We start from the raw sequence: 24,213 nt of genomic DNA on the forward strand, positions 1-24,213 counted from the left end.
CTGAAACGAGGGAGACGACAAAGACAGCCGTTCATTGTACGCGTGCAGCCCCGGTTTTCGCAGCCCGCCCCGCCGCCGATTCAGCGGAAACCGCGATTCGCCTCCGCTCGACAATCGACTGTGCTGGTCTTACGCAAAGGGGAATTCGTCGTCCAGTTCGGCTTGGCTCAGCTCCGCCAAGAACGGAGCGATCCGTTGGACGATCAGCTCCATCACCGCCCGCCCCTTGTCGGCGGTCGCCGCGTGGGGATTGCCGGAACCGGAATTTGTCGTCAGCAGATGCCACGGCCGCGTGATCGAAACCCAACCTTCGTTGAGCGCTTCGAATCGCATCGGCCGCCTTGATCCCGCGTCGGCTCGCAACGTGTTGTCGTCATTGTGCACGACGAACTCGGGAAAGTAGGCCAACGCAAGCGACGTCTCCATCTCACCGGCGTGATCCTCGGCGACTTCAAAGATCTCGTGGTAGTGATCGCGAACCATCTGGAACCAGTTGCAGAGGAAGATCTGCGAATTGGTTTGCCCGTGCAGCTCCCGCAACACCGGCTTCAGTTCATTTCCTCCGTGGCTGTTCAAGAAGACGATCTTGCGGATCCCAGCCCGCTGGATCGATTCGACGAGATCCTTGACGACCATCAACACTGTCGACGGATTCAGGTTCATCGCCAGCGGCAACTGATTCATATTCGTTTCGGTGCCGTAGGGAATCGTCGGCAGCAACACCACGCGGCCACCTTGAGCATTCGCAGCGTCGCAGATCGCTCGCCCGATACAGCGACCCTCCAGCGTGTCGGTGCCATAGGGGAGATGCAGGTTGTGTGGCTCGGTCGCACCAAAGGGAAGCACGGCGACGCGGAAGTCGGCATCGCGAACGTCGGCAAGCGTCATCTCTTCAAGGATCGATTTCATCCGGCAGGCTTTCTTTCAGCGTTCGGGGGAAAGGCATCGCGAATTTTAAACAGCCGATTGTACAGATCGATCCCGGAGCGTGTGGCTAGTTACAGATCCGAGCGTTCCGCTGCGGAGCCTCCGCAGCAGCGAGCCCATTGTCGGAGCGCGCCCATAGGATTCGAGATCGAGAACGCAGCCCGCGATGCCTCGGGGGAATCCGAACGAATAGACTTCGTTATAATAACGGTCGGAGCGCCGCATTAGCGAGTCTTCGCTACGGATGGACGACGCACTGGAAGGTTCCCGAGATCGATGTCTCCGCATCGGAGCTGCTGTTCATCACCGAGGCGTTGTCGATCCGGGCGATCCAATTGCCCTCTTCCATCGCCAACGTCACCGGGACCGGTTTCTCCTCCGGCGAGAACCAGATCGGCCCTCCTTCCTGCTTCTGCGCGAACAAGCGAGCTGACACTGTCTGACCGGCCAGCGAGTCGAGATCGGTATCGGAGAGTTTCGCTTGGATCAGAAACGCGGGGAAGACATCGTCCTGGCCATCTTTGCTGCTGGAGATCTTCAGCACCGACGGGCGGCCCTCATTGACCGCGATCAATTGAACATAGCTGGCGGCGAACTCGGTTGGGGCGTCGAGCGTCATCGTCGCCTTGCCGGTCGCATCGCCGATACCGCTGACGTCCGCGGCCGCTTCCTTCACCGACTCGACTTTGGCAACTGTCTGTTCCGCCGCAGTTTTCATTTCCGTCGACACGTCGGCGGCGACGCTCGATGCGGTCTCCTTGGCTTGGTCGACAAGTTCGGTCATCTTCTCTTTGCTGCAGCCAGCGGAGAGTGCGACCATCAAGACGCAGGCGATTCGGACGGAGTTCATAGTGATTGACATCCAAGAAAAGATAAGGAGCGGATGAATATAGCAATCAACAATATAATGTCCCGTCACATCGGAAACAAACTATCGCCGAAATCCGAGGGGCCTGTTCCACGTGAAACAGTTAGTGAAACTGCCCGGACAAAGCGGCTTGTCCGATGGCCCGCCGCCAGGATTCTGCCCCACTAGTCGCCGAAGCCGCCGGTTCATGCGTCGTGTTCGGAGTGGCTGGGCGTCGGAAGCACCGCCGGCAGACAGAACGACCAACCAAATAACAGCAGCCCAGTAACGGCGTATCCGAGCGCGTATTCGCGAACCATTGCCGCTTCGCTGCTCCAGGGCCAGAACAGCGGCGAACCGGGGACGGGGGAATGGATCACACCAAACAATGTCAGCCCGCCGCAAATCAAGAAGATCGTCGCCGCGCGGCGGAGTCCCTGATCGATGATCGATGCCAGAGCGGAAGCCCACAGCAGACTTGTCAGAATGAAACCGTTGGAAAGGATCAACAGAGTCTGCAGTTTGTCTCGAAGTCCGGGATCGCCGAGGCCTTCGATCGAATAGGCCGGATCGCCAAAGATCTGCGACGGGAAGCTATTCGCCAGAAACGCCAAGGCGGGAACACAGGCCAAGGCGACTGCAGCGTAGTGCCGCGTCGGCGTCGCGGAGAAGCTTTGCGCGGTGATCTCCAGTCCGACAAAGATCAGGATCGGGAAGACCGCCGCTTCGGGAATGATCTGATAGAAGTAGACGAAGTAGCCGCCGACGCCCGCGGTTCCGATCAGCAATGCGGTCGCCAGAGTGTACGCGCCGCGGCCGCCCATCTGCTTGTAAGCCGGATGCCCGATGTAAGGCGTCGTCTGGACCACGCCGCCGCACAACCCGGCGGCCAGCGTCGCGATCGCTTCGACAAATATCACCGTCCCGGTCGGGTATTCGTCTCCCGCCGCGGCGGCGCTCTCGGTGCAGTCGATCCCGCCAACGACGGTTCCGATCGCAAACGGAAGCACGATCGGCATGTACTTCATCGCTTCGCTAAAGCGATCGACCCACTGGAACTCAAACGCTTCCAACCACATCGTCGGAAACATCGTCGGCGTAATCGAATGGGTACTAGACGCCGCGTAGCCTTCGACGCCAAACGCTCGCAGCAGATAAAACATCCCGCCGGCAACCACCAGCGCGCCCAAGGTTCCGGGGACACGGAAGGGCAACGGCACGCGGCCGATCAGCGAAGTCAACACGATCGCCAGCGACACCAGACCAACCAGGGGCGTCTTCAGGATATCCAACAACGGCAGGAAACTGATCAACACCAGCGCGATCGCGGCCAGCGAACCAAGCAGTCCCGCCCGAGGAACGCTGCGGCGGATCCATCCACTGACCGGCGAGCAGACGACTTTAAATAGTCCGCTCATCACGATCGCCCAGATCCCAATATGCCAGGCGAACCGAGCGGCTTCCATTTCGTCGAGGCCCAGACGCATCTTTGCATCGAGGAATGCGGGGCCGAGGACAAAGAAGACCATCCCGAACGTGCTGGGTGTGTCGAGCCCCAGCGGCATCGCGGTGACGTCGCTGCGCCCCGTCCGCTTGGCCAACCAGAAGGCGAGCCCAAAGAACATCAGATCGCCGACAAAGACACCGATCGCGGTTCCGGGAACCATCGCTTGAACGGCGAACTCGGCGGGGAACTGGAACACGCCGGCTAACAGGCTGACAACCAAGATCAGCCCCGCGACGTTATCCAACATCAAGCCGAAGAATGCGTTGATGTCGCCGACAGCGGCCCAGCGGTATCGGTGATTGCTCATGGAATCAGACCCTGCGATTTGAAAACGGAACCAGGTGCCGCTTCCGCCTCAGCTGAGCAACCTTTGATGCCAGGCTATCCTACCGCAGTGATCGACAATTGCCAGCATAGGTGTTTGCGTCGGGCATTCGGTTGCTCCTACAATGTGTCCAGCATCCGGCTGCTGGGTTCTACGCCGAGGGCTTCCGCGTCCTGGCCGACGACTCGCATTGCGGCGGATGACAAAACTTGCCGCAAACAATCCAACGCTCGTGGCATTCGATCGAATCGCTGCTGATCGCGGGCGTGTCCTTCGGATCGTCAACATCATGGAATACATCGAATCCGGCGGCCTGCTGCCACGCTTCACCCTGCGGTGGTTTTCAATCTGCTTCACGCTCTCGGTACTGATCGCTTGGATCTTGCGACAGGCGGTGATGGGCAGCCTGTGGGCCCAGGCGGGGATCGCTACCCTGGTCGCGATCGCCGGTTTCTTTGCCATTTACGCCGTACTGTTTCTGACGATCTGGATCCCCACCGCGATCGCAAACTTGGGAAGTTCATCCGAGCAAAGCACAGCCGCTGCGGCGCCAAGCGATCCTCAAGAGGCGAACTCGTGAAGGACGTCAGCGGCGGCCGCCGCGAATCGATTCCGAATTCTTTGCGACGATGTCTGCTGCGATGCACGACGCTTGTCCTGCTGTTCCCGCTCTGCTTCGCCAGCCCCAACACAGCACCAGCCGACGAATTGCTAGCGAGCTTTCCGCCGCCGGGAATGAAGGGATCGAAGATCGCGATCACGGTAACCGCAGGCGAAAGCAACCGCGTTGGGATCTGTCCGGTCACCGTCGTCGTTCGCGCGATCGGACCGAGCTTTGGAGCGGAGCGGAAGTTGACGATCGAGCTGCGTCCACGTTTGAATCCGCCGAGCCACAACACATTCGACTTTCGCCAAACGATCACGCTGCATGAATCCGACAGCGTCTATGAAGAGACGTTTGCGGCGCCGGTCTACTACCGCTGGAGCCATTGTGGAGTTCGCGTTCTCGAAGATGGCGTCCTATTACCAGGCTTCGATAGCGACTTGTACTCGCCCGTTTTTCTGACGCTGGGGCTGCTGCCCGAATTGACAATCGCGATCATCGAAGCGAGGACTGTCGATAGCGATCCGCCGGCTTGGCAACGGTTTCCTGATTGTCGGTCGCTATCTGCCGGAGCACGCGGCGAACGCCCCAGTTCGATCTATTGGCAGCCGCCGCAACTGGACCACGAACAGGCGAAGCAATCGGCGGAGACATCTTCGGGAAGTCCGTTTGTCATTCGGCGGACGCACGAGGATCGATTGCCGCCGCGCTGGACGGACTACAATTTCGCCGATGCGATTTTGGTCTCCGACAAAACTCTGCAGCGGATCCACGAAGAGTCACCGCCGGAGTTCGAATCGCTTCGCCAATGGCTGGCCGCCGGCGGTATGTTGTGGTGTTATGGCGACGCGGGAACCGCCGGGCTGGACGAACTCTTTTCGCTAACCAGCCCATGGGATCGGATTCCGTTGCAGAGGATCCAAGAATCTCTGCAACCACAAACCGCGCGGTTCCCGGGAGCGACAGGCCTGAACACTCCTCCTTCGGGACTCGATCCGGGACGGCGGCGAGTCGCTTCGGGTTTGGACCTGGAGCACCCGTTTCTACTGCTCGAAGGTACTCGATCGATCCAACAGCGGATCGAAACCACGCCCTACCTCGCCGGCAAGATCGTCCACCTGGATGATCCATTTCCGTTCCCGGGATCGCCCAATTTATGGATGGCGGTGATCGGTGAATCGCGGCAGCGGATCGGAACCGAAAACCGACTGGGAATGAACATCACTCACGGCGACCACAACTTCTGGAACTGGTTGATCGCAGAGGTTGGCCAACCTCCGGTCTATACGTTCCTGGGGATGATCTCGTTGTTTGTGCTGCTGGTCGGCCCGGTATCTTATTATCTCTTCCTGTACCTTAAACGGCTGTATCTGTTTTTTGTCTTTGCCCCGATCGTGGCTCTGATCTGTACCGCGGCGATCGGACTGTACGCCTTGATTGCCGACGGGTTTGGCAGCCGAGTGCGAGTCCGTCATCTGACGCTTTTAAACTCCGCCGGCGACGGAATCACGTGGTCCCGGCAAACCTACTTCTCCGGACTGCGGCCACGCGATGGCGTCGCATGGTCTCGCGACAGTGCGGTCTATCCGCTGCGTGAACTACAAAACTCTGCTTCACTATCGCCAATCACCAGTGAACCCGCTTCCGCCCAAATCGCCGTCGACGACGACGTGATCCGGTTTACTGGGACCTTCATGCCGTCGCGGACTCAGTCGCAATTCATCGTGATTTCGCCGACGCAAAACGCAGGCAGCGTGATCGCCCACGCTGGCGATGGCCTCGTCCGCGTCGAGAACCAGACAGCCTACCGGATTCAATCGATCCTGCTGGCCGATGCTAGCAAGCACTATTGGCTCGCAGAGTCGCTCGACTCGGGAGCGACTGTCGACGCAACCGCTTTGCTAGCGCTCGATGCCGCTCGTTGGATGACGACTAACTATCTGAATAACGCGCCAGAACTTCCCGCTGGTTTTCAAGATGCCTCGCAGAGCGAACTGCTGCGACTTGGCAATCGCGGTCTGCGTTTGCGGCGCAACCCAACCACCTTCTACAGCGAGAACGAAGGAGGATTGGTCGAAGCGATGTTCCGCACCGCGATGGTCGAACAGGGAACTCCGCCGGCGAACCGCTTCATCGCCCTCGCCGATTTGCCCGACCGGGCGATCGGGATCGAAGACGCCAAGCCGGTCGAGTGCATTCATATGATCATGGGCGAGGTGCAGTTCGAGGGGCAGCCGGACGCCGCCGTCGAAGCGACCGATCGCGATGATCAAGCGGGAAGCGAAAACCAGGAGAGCGGACAATGATCGGCTATCACGTCGACGATTCGGTGATCGAACTGCGGCGACTGCATCGCAGCTTCGGCAAGACCCGCGCAGTGCACGATGTGTCGTTTAGTGTTCCCCGTGGAACGGTCTTCGGTTACATCGGCCCCAACGGCGCTGGGAAGACGACCAGCATGCGGATCCTGGCGACGCTTGAATTGCCGACGCTGGGTGATGCTTACGTCGACGGTTTTTCAGTTGTCAACGATCCCGATCACGTCCGTCGACGATTGGGTTTTATGCCCGATGCGTTTGGGACCTACCCCAGCGTCAACTGCATGGAGTACATCGACTTCTACGCGCGAGCCTACGGATTGGCTGGCCGCGAGCGTCACCAGCGGGTCCGCTGGGTGATGGACTTCACGCGTTTGGACGGCATCGCGGAAAAACCGATCCGCGGACTTAGCAAAGGGATGAAACAGCGGCTGTGCCTGGGCCGCGCTCTGGTTCACGACCCGGCGGTACTGATTCTCGACGAACCCGCCGCCGGTCTCGATCCCCGAGCGCGAATCGAACTGCGGCGGATGATTCGTGCGCTAGCTGATGATGGCAAAACCGTCTTGGTCAGCAGCCACATCCTGACCGAACTGGCGGAGATGTGCGATCGAGTCGGGATCATCGAACAGGGGCGTTTGTTGGCGACCGGCACCGTCGATGAGATTCAGCGGCAACAGCGGACGCATCGCGAGTTCATTGTTCGCGTGATCGATCACCTGGACATCGCGACCAATCTATTGGGCAGCGATGAACACGTCGACCACTTGGTCGTCGACGGGGAACTGGTCCGCTTTCAATATGAGGGGGATGTCACTCACCAAGCAAACCTGCTCGCTTCGTTGATCGCTGCGGGAGTGTGTGTGGCTGAGTTTTCGTCGCACGCCCGATCGCTGGAAGATGTCTTTATGCAAGTTACCGAAGGGTTGGTGCAATGAGTCAGGAAGCGACGCAACCAACAATCGAATCGACGCCGGCGTGGATCGATCGCATCGATGGGTTCTTCGATCGCGCGGGAGATTGGTGCAATCCGATCCTCGTCAAAGAGGCGCGACAGGCGCTGAAGAGTCGCCAGTTTATCTGGACCTTCGCCGTGTTGTTGCTGGGCGCATGGATCTGGTCGTTTGCCGGAACGCTGTTGATGATGCCGGGCATCTATTATGTTCCCGGTGGCCGCGCGATGCTGATGGGATACTACTGGGTCCTGGCGGTGCCGATGATGTTGGTCGCGCCGATGGCCGCCAATCGATCGTTGGTCGCCGAACGCGAGGACGGCACGTTTGAGGTGCTTTCGATCACGACGCTTTCGGCGTACCAGATCATCATGGGCAAGTTGGCGAGTTCGGTTCTGCAGCTGGTGATCTATTTCACCGCGCTGGTTCCATGCGTTGCCTTCACCTATATCTTGCGCGGCATCGATCTACCAAGCATCGGGCTGTTGATCGCATCGACCTTTCTGACCTCAGTCTTTATGGTCGTGGTAGGACTGTTCTTAGCGTCGATCGCCAGCACGCGATCGCTGCAGTCGCTGCTGATGATCGGGATGCTTCTGTTAGTTCTGATCGCAGAGTATGTCCACGGCGCGTTTGCGATGTCGTTGATGACAGCGGGGATTCGCAACGACGACACCGAACTGGTGGTTCTGCTGTTGGCGATCTTCTCGCTTTACCTGGTCGTAGCGATCTTCTTGATCGTCGCGTCAGCTTCTTGCCTGTCGCCGATCAGCGAGAACCGGGCGACGCGGTTGCGGATCATGATGCTGGTGCTGCAAGCGGTCGCGATGTTTTGGATCATCTATCTGCTGATGTATTCTCAGCAACTTGGGAACAGACTTTCCGGCAGCCTGTTTAGCGACTTCTTACCAGGCCGTGGGACAGTCCTGGTGCTCGCCTTTTTCTCCGCGATCTATTGGACGTTCATGGGAGGATTAATGTTGGGCGAATCCGAAACGCTTTCGGCCCGCGTCCGACGCGACCTCCCCAAGACCTTCCTTGGGCGAGTCCTCTTAACCTGGCTGAATCCCGGGCCGGGAACCGGTATGGTTTTCGCGATCTCCAGTTTCGCCGGCGTGATCGCCACGATCTACACGCTGGAAACGATCGGCTTGGTTCCCCGCTTCGCACGGACCAGTTCGATCCTGCCGCTCGCTGCGACGCTATTGGGATACATGATGTTTTTCCTCGGCATCACGCATCTGCTGGTCTCGCTGGTTCGCTCCAAAGGGAGCGTCACTCCCTTTGTATCGCTGGTCGCCACCTTATTAATGATGTCGCTCGGCTGCATCATCCCCTACTCGATCGGCTTGTATCTGAACAACTTCCGCAGCTTCTCCTGGGACGAAACGCAGGTCACCAACTGGGCCTGGACCTTAGTCCAGTTCGGCAACAACGCCGCGGCACCCCACGTCCCATGGATGGTGCTGACGATGGGGCTGCTGGCGACCGCCGCAAATCTGCTATACGTCGGACGCGACGTGATGGTCCGCCGGGTCTCCACGCCGCAGCGCGTCCTTGATGAACTGGCAGCGCTAAACCCACTGCCAGAAAGCGAAGCCCCGATCGATCCGCTAGCCTAGAACGCCTGTAGGATTTGAAACGGACATCGTCGGAAAACACTAACAGCTGTCGACGGATCTATTCGTCGACCGAATCAACACGCGGCGGATCGCTGCGTTCGGGATCGCCTTCGCGAGGCGGGCGGCGGTCGTTGGATCGATTCTCACCGCGAGGAGGTCCGCCGCCGCGATTACCTGGTTCGAAGCCCGACGAATCGAAACCGGGGCCTCGGCCATCGGATCCGCGTCGGTCGGGACCGCGGCGATCCCAAGGACGCATCCCGCCGCGCCCACCGCGACTTCGCAACGCCTTCAGCGCTTCGCTGGGGTCGCTCAAATCGATCCGCTCGCGAAGCATCGCATCAGCCGATTCGTAGGTGTCCAGCGGATTGTTGCCAAAGCCGTCGATCGGTGAGCGTTTGAAAGTCGCAAACATCGCCCAAAGGAACAGCTGACCTTGTTGTTCGCCAATATTTTCCAGGCGTTGCAAAGACTGAGTCGCTTTGGGGCTGAGCGATTTTCGGATCGATTGTTGCTCCCGTGGAGTCAGCGGCCGCATCCTGGAAGGCCCTTCGTCGCGTGCCGGCCCGTTTCGCATCGCCGGCAACACAAACGTCTTGACCAACATATGTCCAAGCACATCGTCGACGCTCATCCCTTGCTGTTTGCTGATCGCCTTTGCCCGGCCCTGCAAACCGGCCAACCCTTCTTCGGAAAAGAAGTTCGGCAAGTCAGCCACTCGCGTCTGGGCAATCTGGAAAAGAGCTTGATACAAATGATCCAGATCCTCCGCCGCCAATTGTTCCTGCCCTCCTTTGCGCGTCTCCTGGATAGTCTCGGCGACCAACTGCAATCGTTCGGCAGCCGATGCCGATTGCAATTTTGTCTGCAGCGGCGGGGAGAGCGTATCGAGCCAATCGACATAACTGACTAACGTCTGCGTCAACCGCTCGGCATCGTCGCGAGATTCGATCTGTTGCATGTACTGTTTAAGTTCGGCTTGCCGCGCCGCCGGCTGGGCGATCAATTGTTCATACTGCAACTGCAGGTCGCGTTTCAGATCGGCAGGCATCTCGGCCAGCTGTTCCGTCCGCGCCGCTTCGGCAGCCGCCGACAACCGACTCTGAACATCGCGAGTCGGCAGCTCTTCCAAATCGCGGCTGATTGAAACGTGTTCCTGCCAAGCCGACTGTTCCGCAAGCTCAGCAAAAAACTTCAGATCCGCATCCCCTTTGATCTGCGAATAAGCGCGAAGATGTTCGGCGACGGCGAGGCCTTCGAGCAGTTCGCTTTGCTGCTGGCGTTGATAGCCGCGAACGATCACGACACCAACCAGAAACGTGATCGCGGTGGTGAATACCAGGCCCACCGTGGCAGCCGTCAATTTCCAAGGACGCCGTTGTTTGACGATCTCCAGCTCCTGCGACGCGTTGATCGCGATCATCTCGACCGTCGTGCGAGCGAAGTCGCTGTTGACTGTCGTCCGCGGCAGTTCGTCGAGCATATCGAAGGTTTGCTGAAGCGTCCGCAACCGCTGCTTGCAATCGGGATCCTCCATCAAACGTTCTTCTAGCGCAGCCCGTTGGTTGTCCTCGAGTTCTCCGTCCAGATAGGCAACCAATTGTTCGTCGAGGTCGCTGTGCGAACCATCGTCGATCGGGCGTGTTGCTTCCATTGTTCTACTTGAAATTAAAAAGGCTGCGATTTCGGTTCGCTGAAAAATGAAGGGTAGCGACAGGCTGCGTTTGGATTCTCGGTGTGCGACGTGTTGCAAACCGCTCGCTTTACGCGGGGTCTTCGGTTCGGTTGGAGGCTGCCAATTGAGCCCCTTGGTTTACGTACGGTTCTAAGATCTCTTTCAGGTTCACCCGCGCTCGGGACAACAAACTCTTGACCGCTTGCGGCGTCATCTTCATCACGTCGGCGATCTCCGCGTAACTCAGCTCTTCAAACCGACTCAGCCACAACGCCATCCGCTGGCGTTCGTTGAGCGACTGGATCGCCATCCGAACGATCTCTGCTCGCTCCAAACCCTCGATCTGCCGCGCCGGCATCAGCCCACTAGCTGCCAGAGCCAACGACTCCAGCGTCGCATCGCTTTCGCCCGAGTTGCGAACTGGCGCGTCGGTCGCCCGGACCTCGCGTCGACGGCTGGCCGAACGGAGCGAATTTTTTGCCACGTTGCCAGCGATCGTAAACAACCATGTCGAAAACTTGGCTCCCGGTTCATAACTCTTGCGGGCCCGATAGACTCGCAGAAAGACGTCTTGCGCGAGGTCTTCGGCCATATCCCGTCGCGGTGCCAAATGTTCCAACAACTGCACCAAACGGTTTTGATATCGGTGTACTAATTCTTCAAACGCGGTGGCGTCATCGTTGCGCACGCGCAGCATCAAACGGACATCGGGGTCCAGTTGCTGGTAACGCAACGCAGTAGATGGGCTAACGGGCAAAGTCGAATCGTCCCAGGGATTTAAGGAAGTGAAACCTGCAATATTCAGTCCTTCGGGAACTGCCTGATCATCGCATGTTGTGCTGCCGTTCAGTCTAGCGCACGACCGCCGGGGAAACTACATCACCCGGGCTATTTAAACCGCGGTGAGCCGACAAAGTTTCGCGCAAAATCGCGAATGCCCCGCGATCGCAGATTGACGAATCCGACGCGAAACTTCTCCCCGACGCAAGGGTTTCTACCTCCGTGCGTTGACTCGCAATGGCTTGCCGGGCAAGATGAATGGCCTAACTTTTGGCAGCGTTGGAGGATCGCGGTTTTCTCGACGCAGTTGCGCCGACGAACTGGATGGTCGCGTGAAAGGTGAATGGAATAATGTTGCGATTCGTAATGCTGTGCCTGATGTTCGGTTTCGCGCATCCAGTGATCGGAATCGAGCCCTCCCGCGAACCGACAGCGGAACTCGAACCCGAGCCCGCCTGGAGCGTTGCGAATCGGACCGATCATTTCCGCAAAAAGCGATCGTTTGCACCGCCCGGTGCGATCGAAGCCTGGTCCGACCGCGTCGATCGCGTCGAAGCGGGGTTCCTGTTTGTCGATGGCAAACACATCCCCTGCCCCTTGGAAATCAAAACCGATCCGGAAACGGGACAGCTTCACGCCAACGGTATTCCCCTTTGGTTCGACGACGACATCGGCCAACCACGCTATCGCCGTGCTAACGCCGAACCGTCGCGGCAACCACGCGACAGCCAATGGGTACAGCGGCGGCTCGTTCAATCGCTAGAAGGCAAGCGCGTGGTGCTCGCCTTTGGACAGCGTCCGGCGCAGTTTGTCGACGAGGTCGACTTTTTCCCCAGCCTCTTGAATCCCGATCCAACCTCGCAGCCGTTTACCGATATGCGGGATTCGATCCTCGATCCCGAACTACAAATGATGGTCGAGCAGTGGCTGGTCAGCTATTCTCCGTCGGCCGAACTCGTCGAAGCCGCCAAAGTCATCGCCGACCGCTACGACAAAGTCGCTTCGGAAAACAACGCACAGATTGCCGCCACGACAACACTCTCGCGACTGACCTATCCGATGACGATGTTCGGCCTGATCGTCGGCGTCTACACCTTTGGGCACCTGATGATGACAACGCCCAAGTCGCCGGCTCTGTATCCCAATGCGAACCTGTTGGAGATGATGTCCCAAGCGACCGTCGTCTCGGTAGTTTTGATCTGCGCCCACGCGGCGCTCGATCTCACCTGGACGCTGCTGACATCGCAAGCAGGGCAGATGCGTGAAATCAATCCGTTTGGCGCTCAGTTCTTGGAAAACCCGCGGGCCCTGGTCGCGTTCAAAGCGATCGCCACGCTAGGCGCTTGCGGTTTGTTGATCGGGCTGCGGAAGCATCGCGCCGCGCAAACGGCTTGTTGGTGGATGTGCCTCGTCTGCACGATCCTAACCTTCCGTTGGCTGATCTTCAGTTCGATGCTTGTCTGATGCCGCAAGTTGCCGGCCGAGATTGAATCACGTCGCAACGCCGCGGCGCGAAGCATCATCGAGTTTCGCGATGGCTGGCTCGGCCGATCCGCGCATCCAGGTGAGCGCCCGTGGAGTTCTTGTGATCACCACGGGATTTCCGACAGCCTGTCCAGTCTCCGCCCACTGCTCCGCCTCCACCGTCAACCGGTTCAGCACGGTTTCGACTTGCCGGCGGTGAGTCTCCAGTTGATCGCGATCAGCTTTCGCCGGAATCCAAATCCCCGGCCCCATGATCGCCCGCGCCCGGCTGCCCGGCCGCGGCACAGCAAACTGATCCCATGCGCGGCGCATTCGCCAGGGGCGATCGTACCCAAGTCCCAGCGGGATGATCGGCAACTGAAGGCGTGAGGCGAGGTAGACGCATCCCGCGGCGAGTTCCCGGCGTGGACCGCGCGGCCCGTCGGGAGTCATCGTCAGGTTCATCGTTTTGCCTTGGCGGAACATCTTCCGCAGCGCCGTGATGCCACCGCGCGACGTCGATCCGCGAATGGTGCCGAAGCCGACAAACCGCGTGGCCCGCGCCAGAGTTTCCGCATCGCGATGCTGACTCAACAACATCGCCACGTCGTTGTGCCCGCGCAGATAGAACATGAACGGGATGTATTCATGCCAGAAAATGTAGATCCCCGGCGTGGTGTACGAAGCGTTCGCCGGATCGTAGCTCGAATCGTAATACGAGATCTGAAACCGCAGCGTCTTCATCCATGTCCGAACCGCGATCGACATGCCCAAGCTGAGCGAACCGCCGATCCATCCCGATGTCAATTTCACTTCCGTGTTCCTTCAAGTCGCAGCGCATTTGCAGCGTGGCAAACGCGTGCCTCGGACGTACAACGGTATGCTGACATCGGTGTGATGACTAACCTTCCCACTGGCCAGTGAAGACTTCGACAGCCGGTCCGGTTTTAAACATGTCGCCGCTGGCTTCATCCCAACGCAGTCGCAGATCGCCGCCGAGCAGATGGATCAAGACATCGCGATCGGTCCGACCGCTCAACACCGCCGCGGCACAAACCGCCGACGCGCCGGTACCGCACGCCCAAGTCTCGCCCGAACCGCGTTCCCACGTCCGCTGGCGCAGTTCGCCACGACTGATCACCTCGACAAATTCGACGTTCGTCCGATTTGGAAATCGCGGATCGACTTCGATCTTCGGTCCCAACCCCAGCACCAATTCGTCGGTTGCCGATTCGACGAAACATACGCAGTGCGGATTGCCCATCGAAACGCAGGTCACCGACAACTGGTGCCCGTCGATCTCAAACTTCTCGTCGACGACACGACCGCTGGGAAGGATCGTCGTCGGAACTTCAGCCGCTTCGAGGATCGGTTTCCCCATGTTCACAGTCACCTGTTGAACCCGATCTCCCTCGGCTTGAAGATCCAACTTCAACACGCCCACACCGGTTTCGATGTTCAGTGTCGGCGTTCGCCGGATGTCGTGATCGTAGAGATATTTTGCGACACAGCGGATCGCGTTGCCGCACATCTCCGATTCGCTGCCGTCGGCGTTGAACATCCGCATCCGGGCGTCAGCAATTTCCGAGGGTTGGATCAAAACCAAACCGTCGCCGCCGACACCGAAGTGGCGGTCGGAGATCTTGATCGCCAAGTCGGCGATGTTTTCAGGCGTCGGTTGGGCAAAGCAATCGATATAAACGTAGTCGTTGCCGGCCCCTTGCATCTTCGTAAATTGCATCGTTGATCTTCGTCCCATCGGCCAACACCCGGCCTACCGTGATTTATCTGCGTTGCGGTCGACGGGGTCTGCGTCGTCGACGTCGCATCGACCGGTACACCTGCCCAACGCAATCGCTTGATTCAGCGGCGAACGGCAGTTCCGATCCAGCCCGCCAAAATAACCTTTTACCCAGCTTCACGAAATAGGTGCTCGACGCAGCGACGTCGCTCGACCGGCTCAAGCCAACACTTCGGCGATTCGATGGCCCTCCACATTGGTCAGCCGCCGCTGGACGCCGTTGTGTTCGAAGGTCAGTTGTTCGTGATCGAGTCCCAACAGATGCAAGATGGTTGCGTTCAGATCGTACAGCGGATGGATATCCTCAACCGCTTTGCGGCCCAGTTCGTCGGTAACTCCATGGCTGACGCCGCGGCGAACACCCGCACCGGTCAACCAGCAAGTGAACCCGTCGGGATTGTGATCGCGTCCCTTGGCGCCCTTTTGGAACATGGGCATTCTGCCAAATTCGGTACACCAAACGACCAACGTATCCTCCAACAACCCGCGAGCTTTCATGTCGCGAATCATCGCTGCGGTTGGTTGATCCATGATCTCCGCATGCCGGTCGTATTGCTCCTTCAGTTTGCTGTGACCATCCCAGTTCAATTCGCCGCCGCTTGCGTAGGCGCCGTTGAACAGCTGCACAAATCGGACGCCGCTTTCGATCAACCGCCGCGCCAAGATGCAGTTCTTCGCGTAGGCAGCTTTGATCGGATTCGATGAGTCATCGGCGCCGTACATCGCCATCGTCTGAGCCGTCTCGGTGCTCAAATCGCTGATCTCCGGCACGCTCAACTGCATCCTTGCAGCAAGTTCATAGCTGGCGATCCGCGCGGCCAGTTTCCCGTCGGCCGGATGACGTTCCAAATGCAATTGATTCAGTTTCTGTAGATGCTCGCGCGCCGCACGATCTGCCGCAGCCGAAATCTTCGCCGGTGGAGCCAGATGGCGAATCGGATTTTTCGAACTGAAGGGCGTCCCTTGAAACTCCGCCGGCAAGAATCCAGCGCCCCAATTATTGACGCTCGCCTGAGGCACGCCGCGTGGATCGGGGATCGCCACAAACGCCGGCAGGTTTTGATTTTCGCTCCCCAACGCGTACGTTACCCATCCGCCACCGCTGGGAAATCCGTCTTCGACAAATCCCGTCGAAAGAAAGTTCTCCGCCGGACCATGCGTATTGCTCTTGCTGGTCAACGAATGGATAAACGCGAATTCGTCGGTCAGTTCCGCCAGATGAGGAATCATGTCGGAGACCATCTTCCCCGTTTCACCGTACGGCCGAAACGCGTATTGCGGCCGGGCGAGGTCTCCCGCAGGTCCTTGGAACGTCACCGCCGGTCCACCTTTCAGCGGCTTGCCATCCTGCTTGATCAGCTCCGGTTTGTAGTCCCATGTCTCCAGCTGGCTGACCGCGCCGGCACAGAAGATCACTAACACGTTTTTCGCTTTGGCAGGGTAATGCGCCGGGCGCGGGGCGTAGGGCTGCGCGGGATCGATCACCGGGCGCGCCGCCGTAGCACGGTCTCCCGCCAACAAGCTGCCCAATGCGATCGAGCCGATGCCGGTCGTAGCGTCGTTCAAAAATCGTCGTCGACTATTCATCGCTTGACTGCTTCTTTTCAACTTGCGTGAGAGGTAATCGCGTCGCGTGAGCGATCACGGCATAAACAGAAATTCGTTGCTGTTGTAGATCGCGCGGCAGAGCGTCGGCAGTCCATGTTGCTCGACAAGCGTCGCTGCGGAATCCAGTTCGACCGGCTCCGGCGACCGCGCCAGCGTCAAACGATAGACTTCCTGAATCTGTTGCCGCACGTCGTCCCCTGCCTCTGCAACCGCGCGAGCCGCCAACGCATCGGACTGATCGATCGTAAACTGGCTGTTGAATAGATTCAGCGCCTGGATCGGAGTCGTCGATTGCCGACGTCGCGCCGCACTCTGCCCCGCGTCGGGACAATCGAATGCGCCAAAGACAGCTTCGGGTTCCATGCGAATCTTGTGAGCGTAGATCATCCGTCGCAACCCTTCGCCGGTAAACGACTCGATCGGCGGAAAGCCACTCAACCCGCCTTGCGATTTAAACAGATCAAACCCGCGGCCGCCGGTCTGCAGGTCCAGTCGACCGTTGACCGCCAGCATCGAATCGCGAATCGCTTCGGCTTCCAATCGCCGCGACGGGAATCGCCATAACAGTCGCACGTCGGCGTCGATCGCCTGACGCTGCGGATCGATCTGATTCGATTGCCCATAAGTTGCCGTGAGGATGATCATGCGGTGCAGATGTTTAACTGACCAACCGCTGCGGATGAACTCCGCGGCCAACCAATCCAAGAGTTTGGGGTGAGACGGTCGCTCGCCGCTGCGGCCAAAGTCGCTGGGCGTGGCGACCAAGCCGGTGCCAAAGTGCCATTGCCAAACGCGGTTGACCATCACGCGAGCTGTCAGCGGATTGTCGGGGCTGGCGATCCAATCGGCCAACGCCATGCGACGCTCGCGATCGGGCGAGTCGCTCTGCAGGCTGATATCACCCAACGCGGTCAGGACCGCCGGCGGCACCTCTTCACGCGGCTGTTCGGGATCGCCGCGCAACAGCAGATGGGTCGGTTCGGGCTTGGAAAACGCACCGGCAAAAACCTTGGGCGTCTTGTTGAGCTCCTCGATCTGTTTTTCCAAAGCCTGCTTTTCGTCGCGTAGTCGTTGCGAGCTTTCGACCTGCGCGGCCGTGAGCCCAGCCAGATGCTGCATCGCCTCCAACGAGGGACCTGCTTCGAGCGTATACGATGTCGGCAAGCGGTCGCCCAACTTCTGCATCCGATCGCGACTCCAAACCACCTTCGCAATCGTTGTCGGTTCGGCCAGTTCAAACAGCACCCAACCGCGGCCTTTGGTGTCGGACATCCAACTGCGGCTGTTCCCATATTCTCCGTCGTTGATGTGTTCCAATCGGTGTCGGGCCGACGTTCGGCTTCCCGAAGCGGTCACCCTCGCGCCCCGCGACGCCAGCGCCACGTTGGTCTCCACCGGGTCGGCGGCGATAATCTCGAACTCGTCCAAACACGGTTCGATCAGCCCCAACGAAGGATGACGATTGCAATCGTGGATCGTGAAACGAACATACTTCGCTTCGATCGGATCAAACGGCAAGGGATTTAGGTGTGCATTGGTAGCGACCGGCATCGCGAGATCGGATTGCTGCTGCAGTTCGTTGTCGATCTCGCCAACGCGAGCCAAAAGCGATTCAGCCTGTCGACGCCGCCGCTGTGAATCCTCCGTCTCAATTTCACGCTCGCCATATTTGACGCCGCTGAAAAACGCTTGCATCGAAAAATAATCGCGGTGAGATATCGCATCGAACTTGTGGTCATGGCAGCGAGCGCAACCGATGCTCAGCCCCAAAAACGCCTCACCGGTATTGATCACGATCTCGGCTAGTTCATCCTGCCGAGCCAAACGTTTCGACGCATCATCCTTCCCGATCTGGCCAGGCAACAAGGCCGCCGCGGTAACAAGGAATCCCGTCGCCGCATCTTGCTGAAGCGTGTCGCCGTGCAACTGTTCGTGGATGAAGCGATCGTAAGGCGTGTCGTTGTTGAACGCGGCGATCACATAGTCGCGGTAGGGCCAGGCGTTGGGACGCGGCGTGTTGACTTCGAAGCCATGTGTGTCGGCGTAACGAACGACGTCCAACCAATGCTGGCCCCAGCGTTCTCCATAGCGAGGCGACGCGAGCAATTGGTCGATCACGCGGCGTTTTGCACCAGGCGTTTCATCGTTCAGAAACGCAGCGACCTGATCGGGATTGGGTGGCAATCCGATCAGATCGAAATAGACGCGGCGGATCCAATCGCGACGCGACGCTGGCGGTGAGAGCGTCAACTGGGCCGGTTCCAGTTGCTCGCGGATAAAGTCATCGATCCGATCGGCTTTCGCACGCACCGCTTCGGAAGACTCCGATTGCTTCTCCGATTGCGGCGCGGTTGCCGGAAAGGCCAGCGGTTTAAAAGACCAATGATCCGTACGGTCTTCCAATTCCACCAGGTCGACGCCGTCGGGCCAATTCGCTCCCTCTTGAACCCAGCGGGTCAGCAGCGCGATCTCCGCCGGCGACAATCCCGGACCATCGGGCGGCATTCGCATATCGTCATCGTCGCTGGCGATCAGTTCGATCAAGGGGCTGTCGTCGACATCGCCTGCAACGATCGCCTCGCCATAGCCGTCGCCCCCTTTAAACGCAGCCGACTTCACATCCAAGCGAAAGCCGCTCTTCTGCTTCTGATCGGCGTGGCAACCGTAGCAATGCTGTTGAAAGATCGGCCGCACGTGCCGCACAAAATCGATAGGCTCTTCAGCGGTCAGCGGCTTGGTCAACAGCGCGAGCAGCAAAAGGGCAAGCGGACGATTCATGATCACCAAGGTCCGATGGGCGGGATGGATTGAGGGGCCGCCATTATAGCCCAGCTACCGCGCCGAGGTCCAACTTAATCTACCGCCGATCTAGACTTCGAGATCGAGATGTTCGCCCTGATCGTCGTCGACAGCTTTCCCGACCGATTCGACATCGGCTTCATCATCCTCGGTGTGCTCGCGTTCCTGCAGTTCGAAGGGGCGACGCCCATCGCCGTCGCGGTCCCCCGCTTTGCCGCTCGCTTCGAGGGTCAATTGATCAGCCCCTTCAGCCTGCCCTGGCGACTGGCTCTGATTGAGAGCAGCCTGTTGATTCTTGACGGTCTCGGTGTCGCTACCGCGCTGTTGCGCTCTGGCGGTTCCGGCCAAACCGGTCACCGCTGCACTGGGTTGAATGGTCATCGCAAACATCTCCAGATCGGGTTGAGCTAACGAGTTAGTAGTTCCTGTCGCGAACTGCGTGCCGCCGTACGACGGTTGGAACCGTCTCCATCGAGTTCCGGGAACAGCCGCTCGAGCGCCTGTTCGATCTGCTTCAAAGTCCGTTTATCGAACACCGGGTTGGCCAACGTTCCGGTCACATCGATCGTCCACAAAGTATACTGCTGATCCTTCAACGGGTTCAGCAATCGGCTCCACAGGTTGTTTGGACTGACACCGGTTTCAAATCGCAGATCGAGTTCTTGCCGCAGGTTTGCGGTCCCCGAACCTCGCAGCACCAGGATGTCGCCCCAGATGCGGATGTCATCGAAACTGAGTTGTTCGCCGTCCAAACGAAACTTTAGTTCACAGTTTGAAAGATCGCCGTCGTGATTCGGTTTCACGCTAAGAATATTTAACAACCGCACGACAGCTGGCAGCTCATACAGACTGGCGTCGCTCAAACTAGCACTCCCCTGTCCAGAGAGCGTCTGGTAATCGCCCAACAGCCCCTTTAGACGCATCACCGCGCGGCCGGTCCCCTGCGTGTGCTGAGCGGCTTGATCGAGATCGCGCAACAGCGTCGCAAAGTCGATTCCATCGAAGCGGCCGTTGACGTCAAACCGCCCACTTGTCAGATCCATCTGACCATCCAATTCCGCGATCCCGCCAAACAGCCCGCCGCGCATCGACTGTGTCGCCTTGGCGATCGCTTCGGAGCGACCGTCGTGGACAGCTTGGCCGATGAACAGTTGATCATCGCGGATCAAGATCGGTCCTGTCACGTTGGTGACTTGGATATTGTCGACATGCAACGAATCGCAGCGAATACTGCCGGTCGCGTTTGTCTTTTGATCGACTCGCATTCCCGCAATCTGGATCTCGCCGCGGATGTCGTGCACCGGCCCCGCATCGCCGATCCGATTCCCTTCCAATTGCAAACGCAGATCCCAGTCGAAATCGAGATCGGGATGCTGAAAGTCGGGAAAGGCGAAGTTGGCGGTCCCGCGGATGCTGACCGGCGGACCATACAGTTGCAAAGATCGGAACGTCCCTTGAACCTCCTGCGGCAAAGCCGTCAACAGATCGTTGTCGACCAACACGCGTGTCGGCGGTTGCGCATCGACGCTCAATACCCAACGACCATCGTCGTGGCGAACGCAGCTGCCTTGAGCGTTCAGCCGCGATTGACCGTGCCATCCCTGGAGGTCGGAGATAACGACGCGATCGTCGACATATTCGGCTCGCCCGCCGGTGATGTTCAAGCGGTAGGGAAGGTGTTCGGGCGTGATGCTAACCGCGCGTGACGGGTTGTCGCCGCGGGGAGACTGATCCGCCATGATCTTCAGCTTCGGAACGGTCTGCCCCGCCGGAAGGTCGACCAATACATTCAGATGCTCCAGGACGCCCGACGGTCCCAAGGTGTCCCAGATCGATTGGTGTTCCGCCGCCAGCACCCGACGCAGCGTCTGGTCCATCGAGATGCCAAAGCCGTCGATTTCCAGCTGGAACCGCGTTCCTTCGGGTTCGGTGCGGCAGATTCCACGCGCCGCAATCGACGCCGAATCGATACTTTGACCGCGCATATTCGAGATGTGAACGGTGTCGTTTTCGACAAGTACCTGCCCTTGAATATCGTGGATCGGATAGGCGAAGCGATCATAGCGAAGGTTACTCTGCTCAAAACGCAGATCCATCATCTTGGTCCGCTTGCCATCGGCCCAGCTCTCGAAACGGCTGCTCGCCAACCCCACCTTCCCCGATACGTTCAAAGACCGGACCAAGGTTTCTAGCTTGGACGTCGATTCGCCCCGCGGCGTTAACGCGGTCAGCAACGTCTCGTCGATCGTCAGCGGGCCCTCGGTCGAAAGTTCAACCAAGGTCGTTCGATTGTTCCGCGCCGGATCGGGCTTTTCCAGTCGCACGTTGCAACGCAGCGGTTGCCCTTCTAAGCGACCGACAAGTCCCTGACCGACGGTTTCGCGGTCGCTGGAAAGAATCGTTCCGCGGATGTCTTTGACCGGATAGGGAAAGCGGTCGAACTGCACGTCGACTCCCAAGCACTGAATCGCCGACTGCCAGCTCCATTTCTGGCCGTCGAATCGGAAGTTCGCGTTGGCAGCGATTCGGCCTCGCGGCAGCAAACGCTGAAAGATCTCTTGGCACTTCTGCGGTGTGCACGATGCCAGTTCCTCGTGCAGCAGCAGCTCTTCGGTGTCCAACGAGAAGGAGAGAGGCATCGGCCACTTCCAGCCCTGAGTCGTCCCCTTGGCTTGGCAGAGTGCATCGCCGATCCGCGCCGAAAGCGACGCGACCTCAAGTCCGCTGGGACGCAGGAAAAACTCGCCCTGCAGCCGTTCCAGCTGGTAGGGAATGAACTGCGATTCGTAACGGCCATCGATCAGGTCGATCTTGCCGACCCAATTGAGCGAATCCTGTTGGGCACCACCCTCCACCGAAAAGACGCCGTCGAAAACTGTCGACAGCCCCGTCAACTTGCTGATCCGTTGGCGAATACAGAACGGCAATTGGGCGGCCAAGCCGCGATCGAAGGAACCGCGACGCAGCCGCGAGCGGACGTTCCATCGCTGCGGATCGACCTCCGCAACTACCTCGAGCGATTCGAAGAAGTCGGATTCGGCGGTCAGTAGATACTTTTTGGGAGCGGTGGGATCCTGCGGCCGATTGAGGATTCGGCCGCGAATATCGCGGATCACCAGCGGCCGAGCATCGGGATTGACCGAGTCGATGATCGCAAGCGATCCCCGCTCCAGTTCGATCGTTTCGGCACCGGGACCAAAGTTTGGCAACGGCAGCAACTTTTCGAGCGCCAGCTTGCCGTCGGGAGTAACATGCGACTTCAGTTCGATTCCGCGAAGGGTCACCTTCTTCGGAGTGAAATCGAAATCGGCAAGCCGTTGGAGATTGAGATCGGTGTCGACCAAGATCTGTTCGACCTGAACAAACGCTTGGCACTCGGACTGGCGGCGAGCATCTCCCAAGACAAGTTGCTCGATGATGATCCCACGCCCCGGTTCGTACCGGGCCGCACGGATATCGACGTAGGCGTCGCGGTAATGCGCCCGCAACTTGGCCAACAGATGCCGGCGAACCTGTTCCCCGGCGGTCATCGGCAGCGCAGCCCAACATGCTGCGGCGACCGCGACCAATAACAACAACACGAGCACCCACACAGAGACCTTCCCTGTGTTGGCGCGATGTCGAATTATTGTTGCCGTCAACATTCTTTTTGATTGTCGTTACGTTTGTAAGTCGTCGTTTTGTATTAAGTTGCTGCCGCGTTCCCAGAGCGGCGACCGATGATGCGGTTCATCCAATCCGCCCAGACCGGCGCGGCGAGGATCGTCAGAATCAAAACCGCGGGCAAGCGATACCGCATCGATCCAATAAAGACCGCGTGTAGGCAGGTGAAATAGATCGCGGGAGCCCACAACATCCAGACCTCCCAACCGCGGCGGCGATGTTGCCACAGCCCGATCAACGCGGGAACGACAACGATCATCATCCCCGCTGCCGAAGCGAAGCGGATCGCAAATCCAGGGATCTCGTCGGCACTGGGCCATGGTCGCCACGTCCGGCCGACTTTGACCACTGCCAACCGCAGCACCTCGGCCGGATTCTCCAATGCCCACGTTTTTGCAGCTTGCGACATCCGCTGGTTCAAGCGGTATTCGAAGGTGCTGTCGGGATCTGCCGTTTGCGCATCGTGCAGTCGTTGCTGTTTGGCGAAATCGGAATTGAAGCTCATCCCCGTGTCGCTGGCTCCCGTCGCACCAGGATGTAATCCGTCGTACATGCTGGGGCCGACCTGCAGCGTCGTCAGCACAAAATGACCGGTGATCTGATAGCTGCGAGCCCACCAAGGTGACATCACAACGACAAACCCGATCAACATCGCCAATGCCATACTTGCGGTCTTGCGGTACTGCGACGGCACAAACAAGAACTGCAGCAGACACGTGAAGGGAGCGAACAACAGCCAGCTCGGGCGAGCTAGAACTGCAACAGCCGCGATCGCACCCGCCCCCGAGGCCCACCCGCCAACCGACCGCAGCCGCGTCGCGTTAAATGCCAATCGCCACAGCAACAGGTTGGCAACCATCATCGGAACAAAGGGGGCTTCGCTGAGAACCAAGATGCTCATCGAGATCGCCCCCGGATGCAGCGCCGCCAAGATGCCGGCCCACGCAGCAGCGGTTCGACCGAACAACAGGTGCGCGTAATACATCACTCCGGCGACTGCCAACGTCCCCAACAAACAGCCCATCCAGCGGACGGCGAGAATGTTCCGATAGGGATCATCCACGTCGATCCAGGGGGCGATCATCAGCGGGTAGATCGGCACGCGGAAGATCTTCGCGTCGGGACCGCCGTATTCGTAGGGGAGCCCGCGGGCGATCTGCGTCGCTAGGGTCCAATAGCTTTCGGAATCACCGAAGGCAAAATGCTGATCCTGCCGGTCCAGCCGCTCCTGCCACCAATACGCAGCACCACACCGTGCCGCCAGCGCGACAAGCAGGATCGCTGAAAAAACGTGAATCGATCGGATGGGAAACATCCGCG

Annotated in this window: 17 protein-coding genes; 5 read left to right on the forward strand and 12 right to left on the reverse strand. The window is 59.0% G+C overall.

Translation table 11 applies throughout. The annotated features are described in order from the left end of the window. Positions 1 to 129 precede the first annotated feature (129 nt). The 3 genes from CA51_RS16140 to CA51_RS16150 form a co-directional block, all read right to left on the reverse strand. Entirely contained in the window at positions 130 to 909 is a 780-nt protein-coding gene (locus CA51_RS16140; RefSeq protein WP_145122271.1) for a creatininase family protein, read from the reverse strand. 256 nt (positions 910 to 1,165) lie between these two features. After that, entirely contained in the window at positions 1,166 to 1,777 is a 612-nt protein-coding gene (locus tag CA51_RS16145; protein ID WP_145122272.1) for a hypothetical protein, read from the reverse strand. A gap of 203 nt (positions 1,778 to 1,980) precedes the next feature. Beyond that, positions 1,981 to 3,588, reverse strand: a complete 1,608-nt coding sequence (locus CA51_RS16150) for a permease (protein ID WP_145122273.1) — start codon at positions 3,586 to 3,588, stop codon at positions 1,981 to 1,983. Positions 3,589 to 3,838: 250 nt separating this feature from the next. Between CA51_RS16150 and CA51_RS16155 the strand changes: the two genes are divergently transcribed. Genes CA51_RS16155 through CA51_RS16170 form a run of 4 tightly spaced genes read left to right on the forward strand, consistent with a single transcriptional unit; the run spans position 3,839 to position 9,103 of the window. Next, positions 3,839 to 4,186: a hypothetical protein gene (locus tag CA51_RS16155; protein ID WP_231745734.1), complete on the forward strand. Its 348-nt coding sequence runs from the start codon at positions 3,839 to 3,841 to the stop codon at positions 4,184 to 4,186. Continuing rightward, complete coding sequence (locus tag CA51_RS16160) at positions 4,183 to 6,516, forward strand: hypothetical protein (RefSeq protein ID WP_145122275.1); 2,334 nt, start codon at positions 4,183 to 4,185, stop codon at positions 6,514 to 6,516. Before CA51_RS16155 ends, CA51_RS16160 begins: the two co-directional genes overlap by 4 nt. Then, positions 6,513 to 7,466, forward strand: a complete 954-nt coding sequence (locus CA51_RS16165; protein ID WP_145122276.1) for an ABC transporter ATP-binding protein — start codon at positions 6,513 to 6,515, stop codon at positions 7,464 to 7,466. Before CA51_RS16160 ends, CA51_RS16165 begins: the two co-directional genes overlap by 4 nt. Continuing rightward, entirely contained in the window at positions 7,463 to 9,103 is a 1,641-nt protein-coding gene (locus tag CA51_RS16170) for an ABC transporter permease (protein ID WP_145122277.1), read from the forward strand. Before CA51_RS16165 ends, CA51_RS16170 begins: the two co-directional genes overlap by 4 nt. Before the next feature lie 58 nt (positions 9,104 to 9,161). Here the strand turns inward: CA51_RS16170 and CA51_RS16175 are convergent, their stop codons facing one another. Together CA51_RS16175 and CA51_RS16180 are read right to left on the reverse strand one after the other, a co-directional pair. Continuing rightward, entirely contained in the window at positions 9,162 to 10,757 is a 1,596-nt protein-coding gene (locus tag CA51_RS16175) for an anti-sigma factor family protein (protein WP_145122278.1), read from the reverse strand. Positions 10,758 to 10,866: 109 nt separating this feature from the next. Further along, positions 10,867 to 11,511, reverse strand: coding sequence for a sigma-70 family RNA polymerase sigma factor (locus CA51_RS16180; protein WP_145122279.1), 645 nt, complete (start codon positions 11,509 to 11,511; stop codon positions 10,867 to 10,869). Positions 11,512 to 11,909: 398 nt separating this feature from the next. Between CA51_RS16180 and CA51_RS16185 the strand changes: the two genes are divergently transcribed. Continuing rightward, entirely contained in the window at positions 11,910 to 13,022 is a 1,113-nt protein-coding gene (locus CA51_RS16185; RefSeq protein WP_145122280.1) for a hypothetical protein, read from the forward strand. 27 nt (positions 13,023 to 13,049) lie between these two features. Here CA51_RS16185 and CA51_RS16190 read toward each other — a convergent pair whose 3' ends face one another. From CA51_RS16190 to CA51_RS16220, 7 genes are all read right to left on the reverse strand, one after another. Continuing rightward, on the reverse strand, positions 13,050 to 13,835 hold the full coding sequence (locus CA51_RS16190) for a lysophospholipid acyltransferase family protein (RefSeq protein WP_145122281.1): 786 nt from the start codon (positions 13,833 to 13,835) through the stop codon (positions 13,050 to 13,052). 88 nt (positions 13,836 to 13,923) lie between these two features. Continuing rightward, positions 13,924 to 14,763 carry a diaminopimelate epimerase gene (dapF, locus tag CA51_RS16195; protein ID WP_145122282.1) on the reverse strand — a complete coding sequence of 280 codons (840 nt, stop codon included), beginning with the start codon at positions 14,761 to 14,763 and terminating at the stop codon, positions 13,924 to 13,926. A 219-nt stretch (positions 14,764 to 14,982) separates the two neighbouring features. Beyond that, a complete protein-coding gene (locus CA51_RS16200) occupies positions 14,983 to 16,410 on the reverse strand; it encodes a DUF1501 domain-containing protein (RefSeq protein ID WP_145122283.1) in 1,428 nt (475 codons plus the stop codon). Between the two features lie 54 nt (positions 16,411 to 16,464). Beyond that, complete coding sequence (locus CA51_RS16205; RefSeq protein ID WP_145122284.1) at positions 16,465 to 19,209, reverse strand: PSD1 and planctomycete cytochrome C domain-containing protein; 2,745 nt, start codon at positions 19,207 to 19,209, stop codon at positions 16,465 to 16,467. Between the two features lie 90 nt (positions 19,210 to 19,299). Then, positions 19,300 to 19,611 carry a hypothetical protein gene (locus tag CA51_RS16210; RefSeq protein ID WP_145122285.1) on the reverse strand — a complete coding sequence of 104 codons (312 nt, stop codon included), beginning with the start codon at positions 19,609 to 19,611 and terminating at the stop codon, positions 19,300 to 19,302. 26 nt (positions 19,612 to 19,637) lie between these two features. Beyond that, the gene (locus CA51_RS16215; protein ID WP_197451230.1) at positions 19,638 to 22,823 is read right to left on the reverse strand and encodes an AsmA-like C-terminal region-containing protein; all 3,186 of its coding nucleotides are present in this window, start codon (positions 22,821 to 22,823) and stop codon (positions 19,638 to 19,640) included. Positions 22,824 to 22,915: 92 nt separating this feature from the next. Next, positions 22,916 to 24,208, reverse strand: coding sequence for a glycosyltransferase family 39 protein (locus tag CA51_RS16220; protein ID WP_145122287.1), 1,293 nt, complete (start codon positions 24,206 to 24,208; stop codon positions 22,916 to 22,918). Between the last annotated feature and the right edge of the window lie 5 nt (positions 24,209 to 24,213).

Origin of the sequence: Rosistilla oblonga (genome assembly GCF_007751715.1) — a bacterium.
Taxonomy (GTDB): Bacteria; Planctomycetota; Planctomycetia; order Pirellulales; family Pirellulaceae; genus Rosistilla; species Rosistilla oblonga.

Coding starts and splice junctions, on each gene's coding strand:
- CA51_RS16200 (WP_145122283.1), bottom strand. CDS start 16,410: ATGAATAGTCGACGACGATTTTTGAACGACGCTACGACCGGCATCGGC.
- CA51_RS16150 (WP_145122273.1), bottom strand. CDS start 3,588: ATGAGCAATCACCGATACCGCTGGGCCGCTGTCGGCGACATCAACGCA.
- CA51_RS16220 (WP_145122287.1), bottom strand. CDS start 24,208: ATGTTTCCCATCCGATCGATTCACGTTTTTTCAGCGATCCTGCTTGTC.
- CA51_RS16175 (WP_145122278.1), bottom strand. CDS start 10,757: ATGGAAGCAACACGCCCGATCGACGATGGTTCGCACAGCGACCTCGAC.
- CA51_RS16145 (WP_145122272.1), bottom strand. CDS start 1,777: ATGAACTCCGTCCGAATCGCCTGCGTCTTGATGGTCGCACTCTCCGCT.
- CA51_RS16170 (WP_145122277.1), top strand. CDS start 7,463: ATGAGTCAGGAAGCGACGCAACCAACAATCGAATCGACGCCGGCGTGG.
- dapF (WP_145122282.1), bottom strand. CDS start 14,763: ATGCAATTTACGAAGATGCAAGGGGCCGGCAACGACTACGTTTATATC.
- CA51_RS16205 (WP_145122284.1), bottom strand. CDS start 19,209: ATGAATCGTCCGCTTGCCCTTTTGCTGCTCGCGCTGTTGACCAAGCCG.
- CA51_RS16165 (WP_145122276.1), top strand. CDS start 6,513: ATGATCGGCTATCACGTCGACGATTCGGTGATCGAACTGCGGCGACTG.
- CA51_RS16185 (WP_145122280.1), top strand. CDS start 11,910: ATGTTGCGATTCGTAATGCTGTGCCTGATGTTCGGTTTCGCGCATCCA.
- CA51_RS16210 (WP_145122285.1), bottom strand. CDS start 19,611: ATGACCATTCAACCCAGTGCAGCGGTGACCGGTTTGGCCGGAACCGCC.
- CA51_RS16140 (WP_145122271.1), bottom strand. CDS start 909: ATGAAATCGATCCTTGAAGAGATGACGCTTGCCGACGTTCGCGATGCC.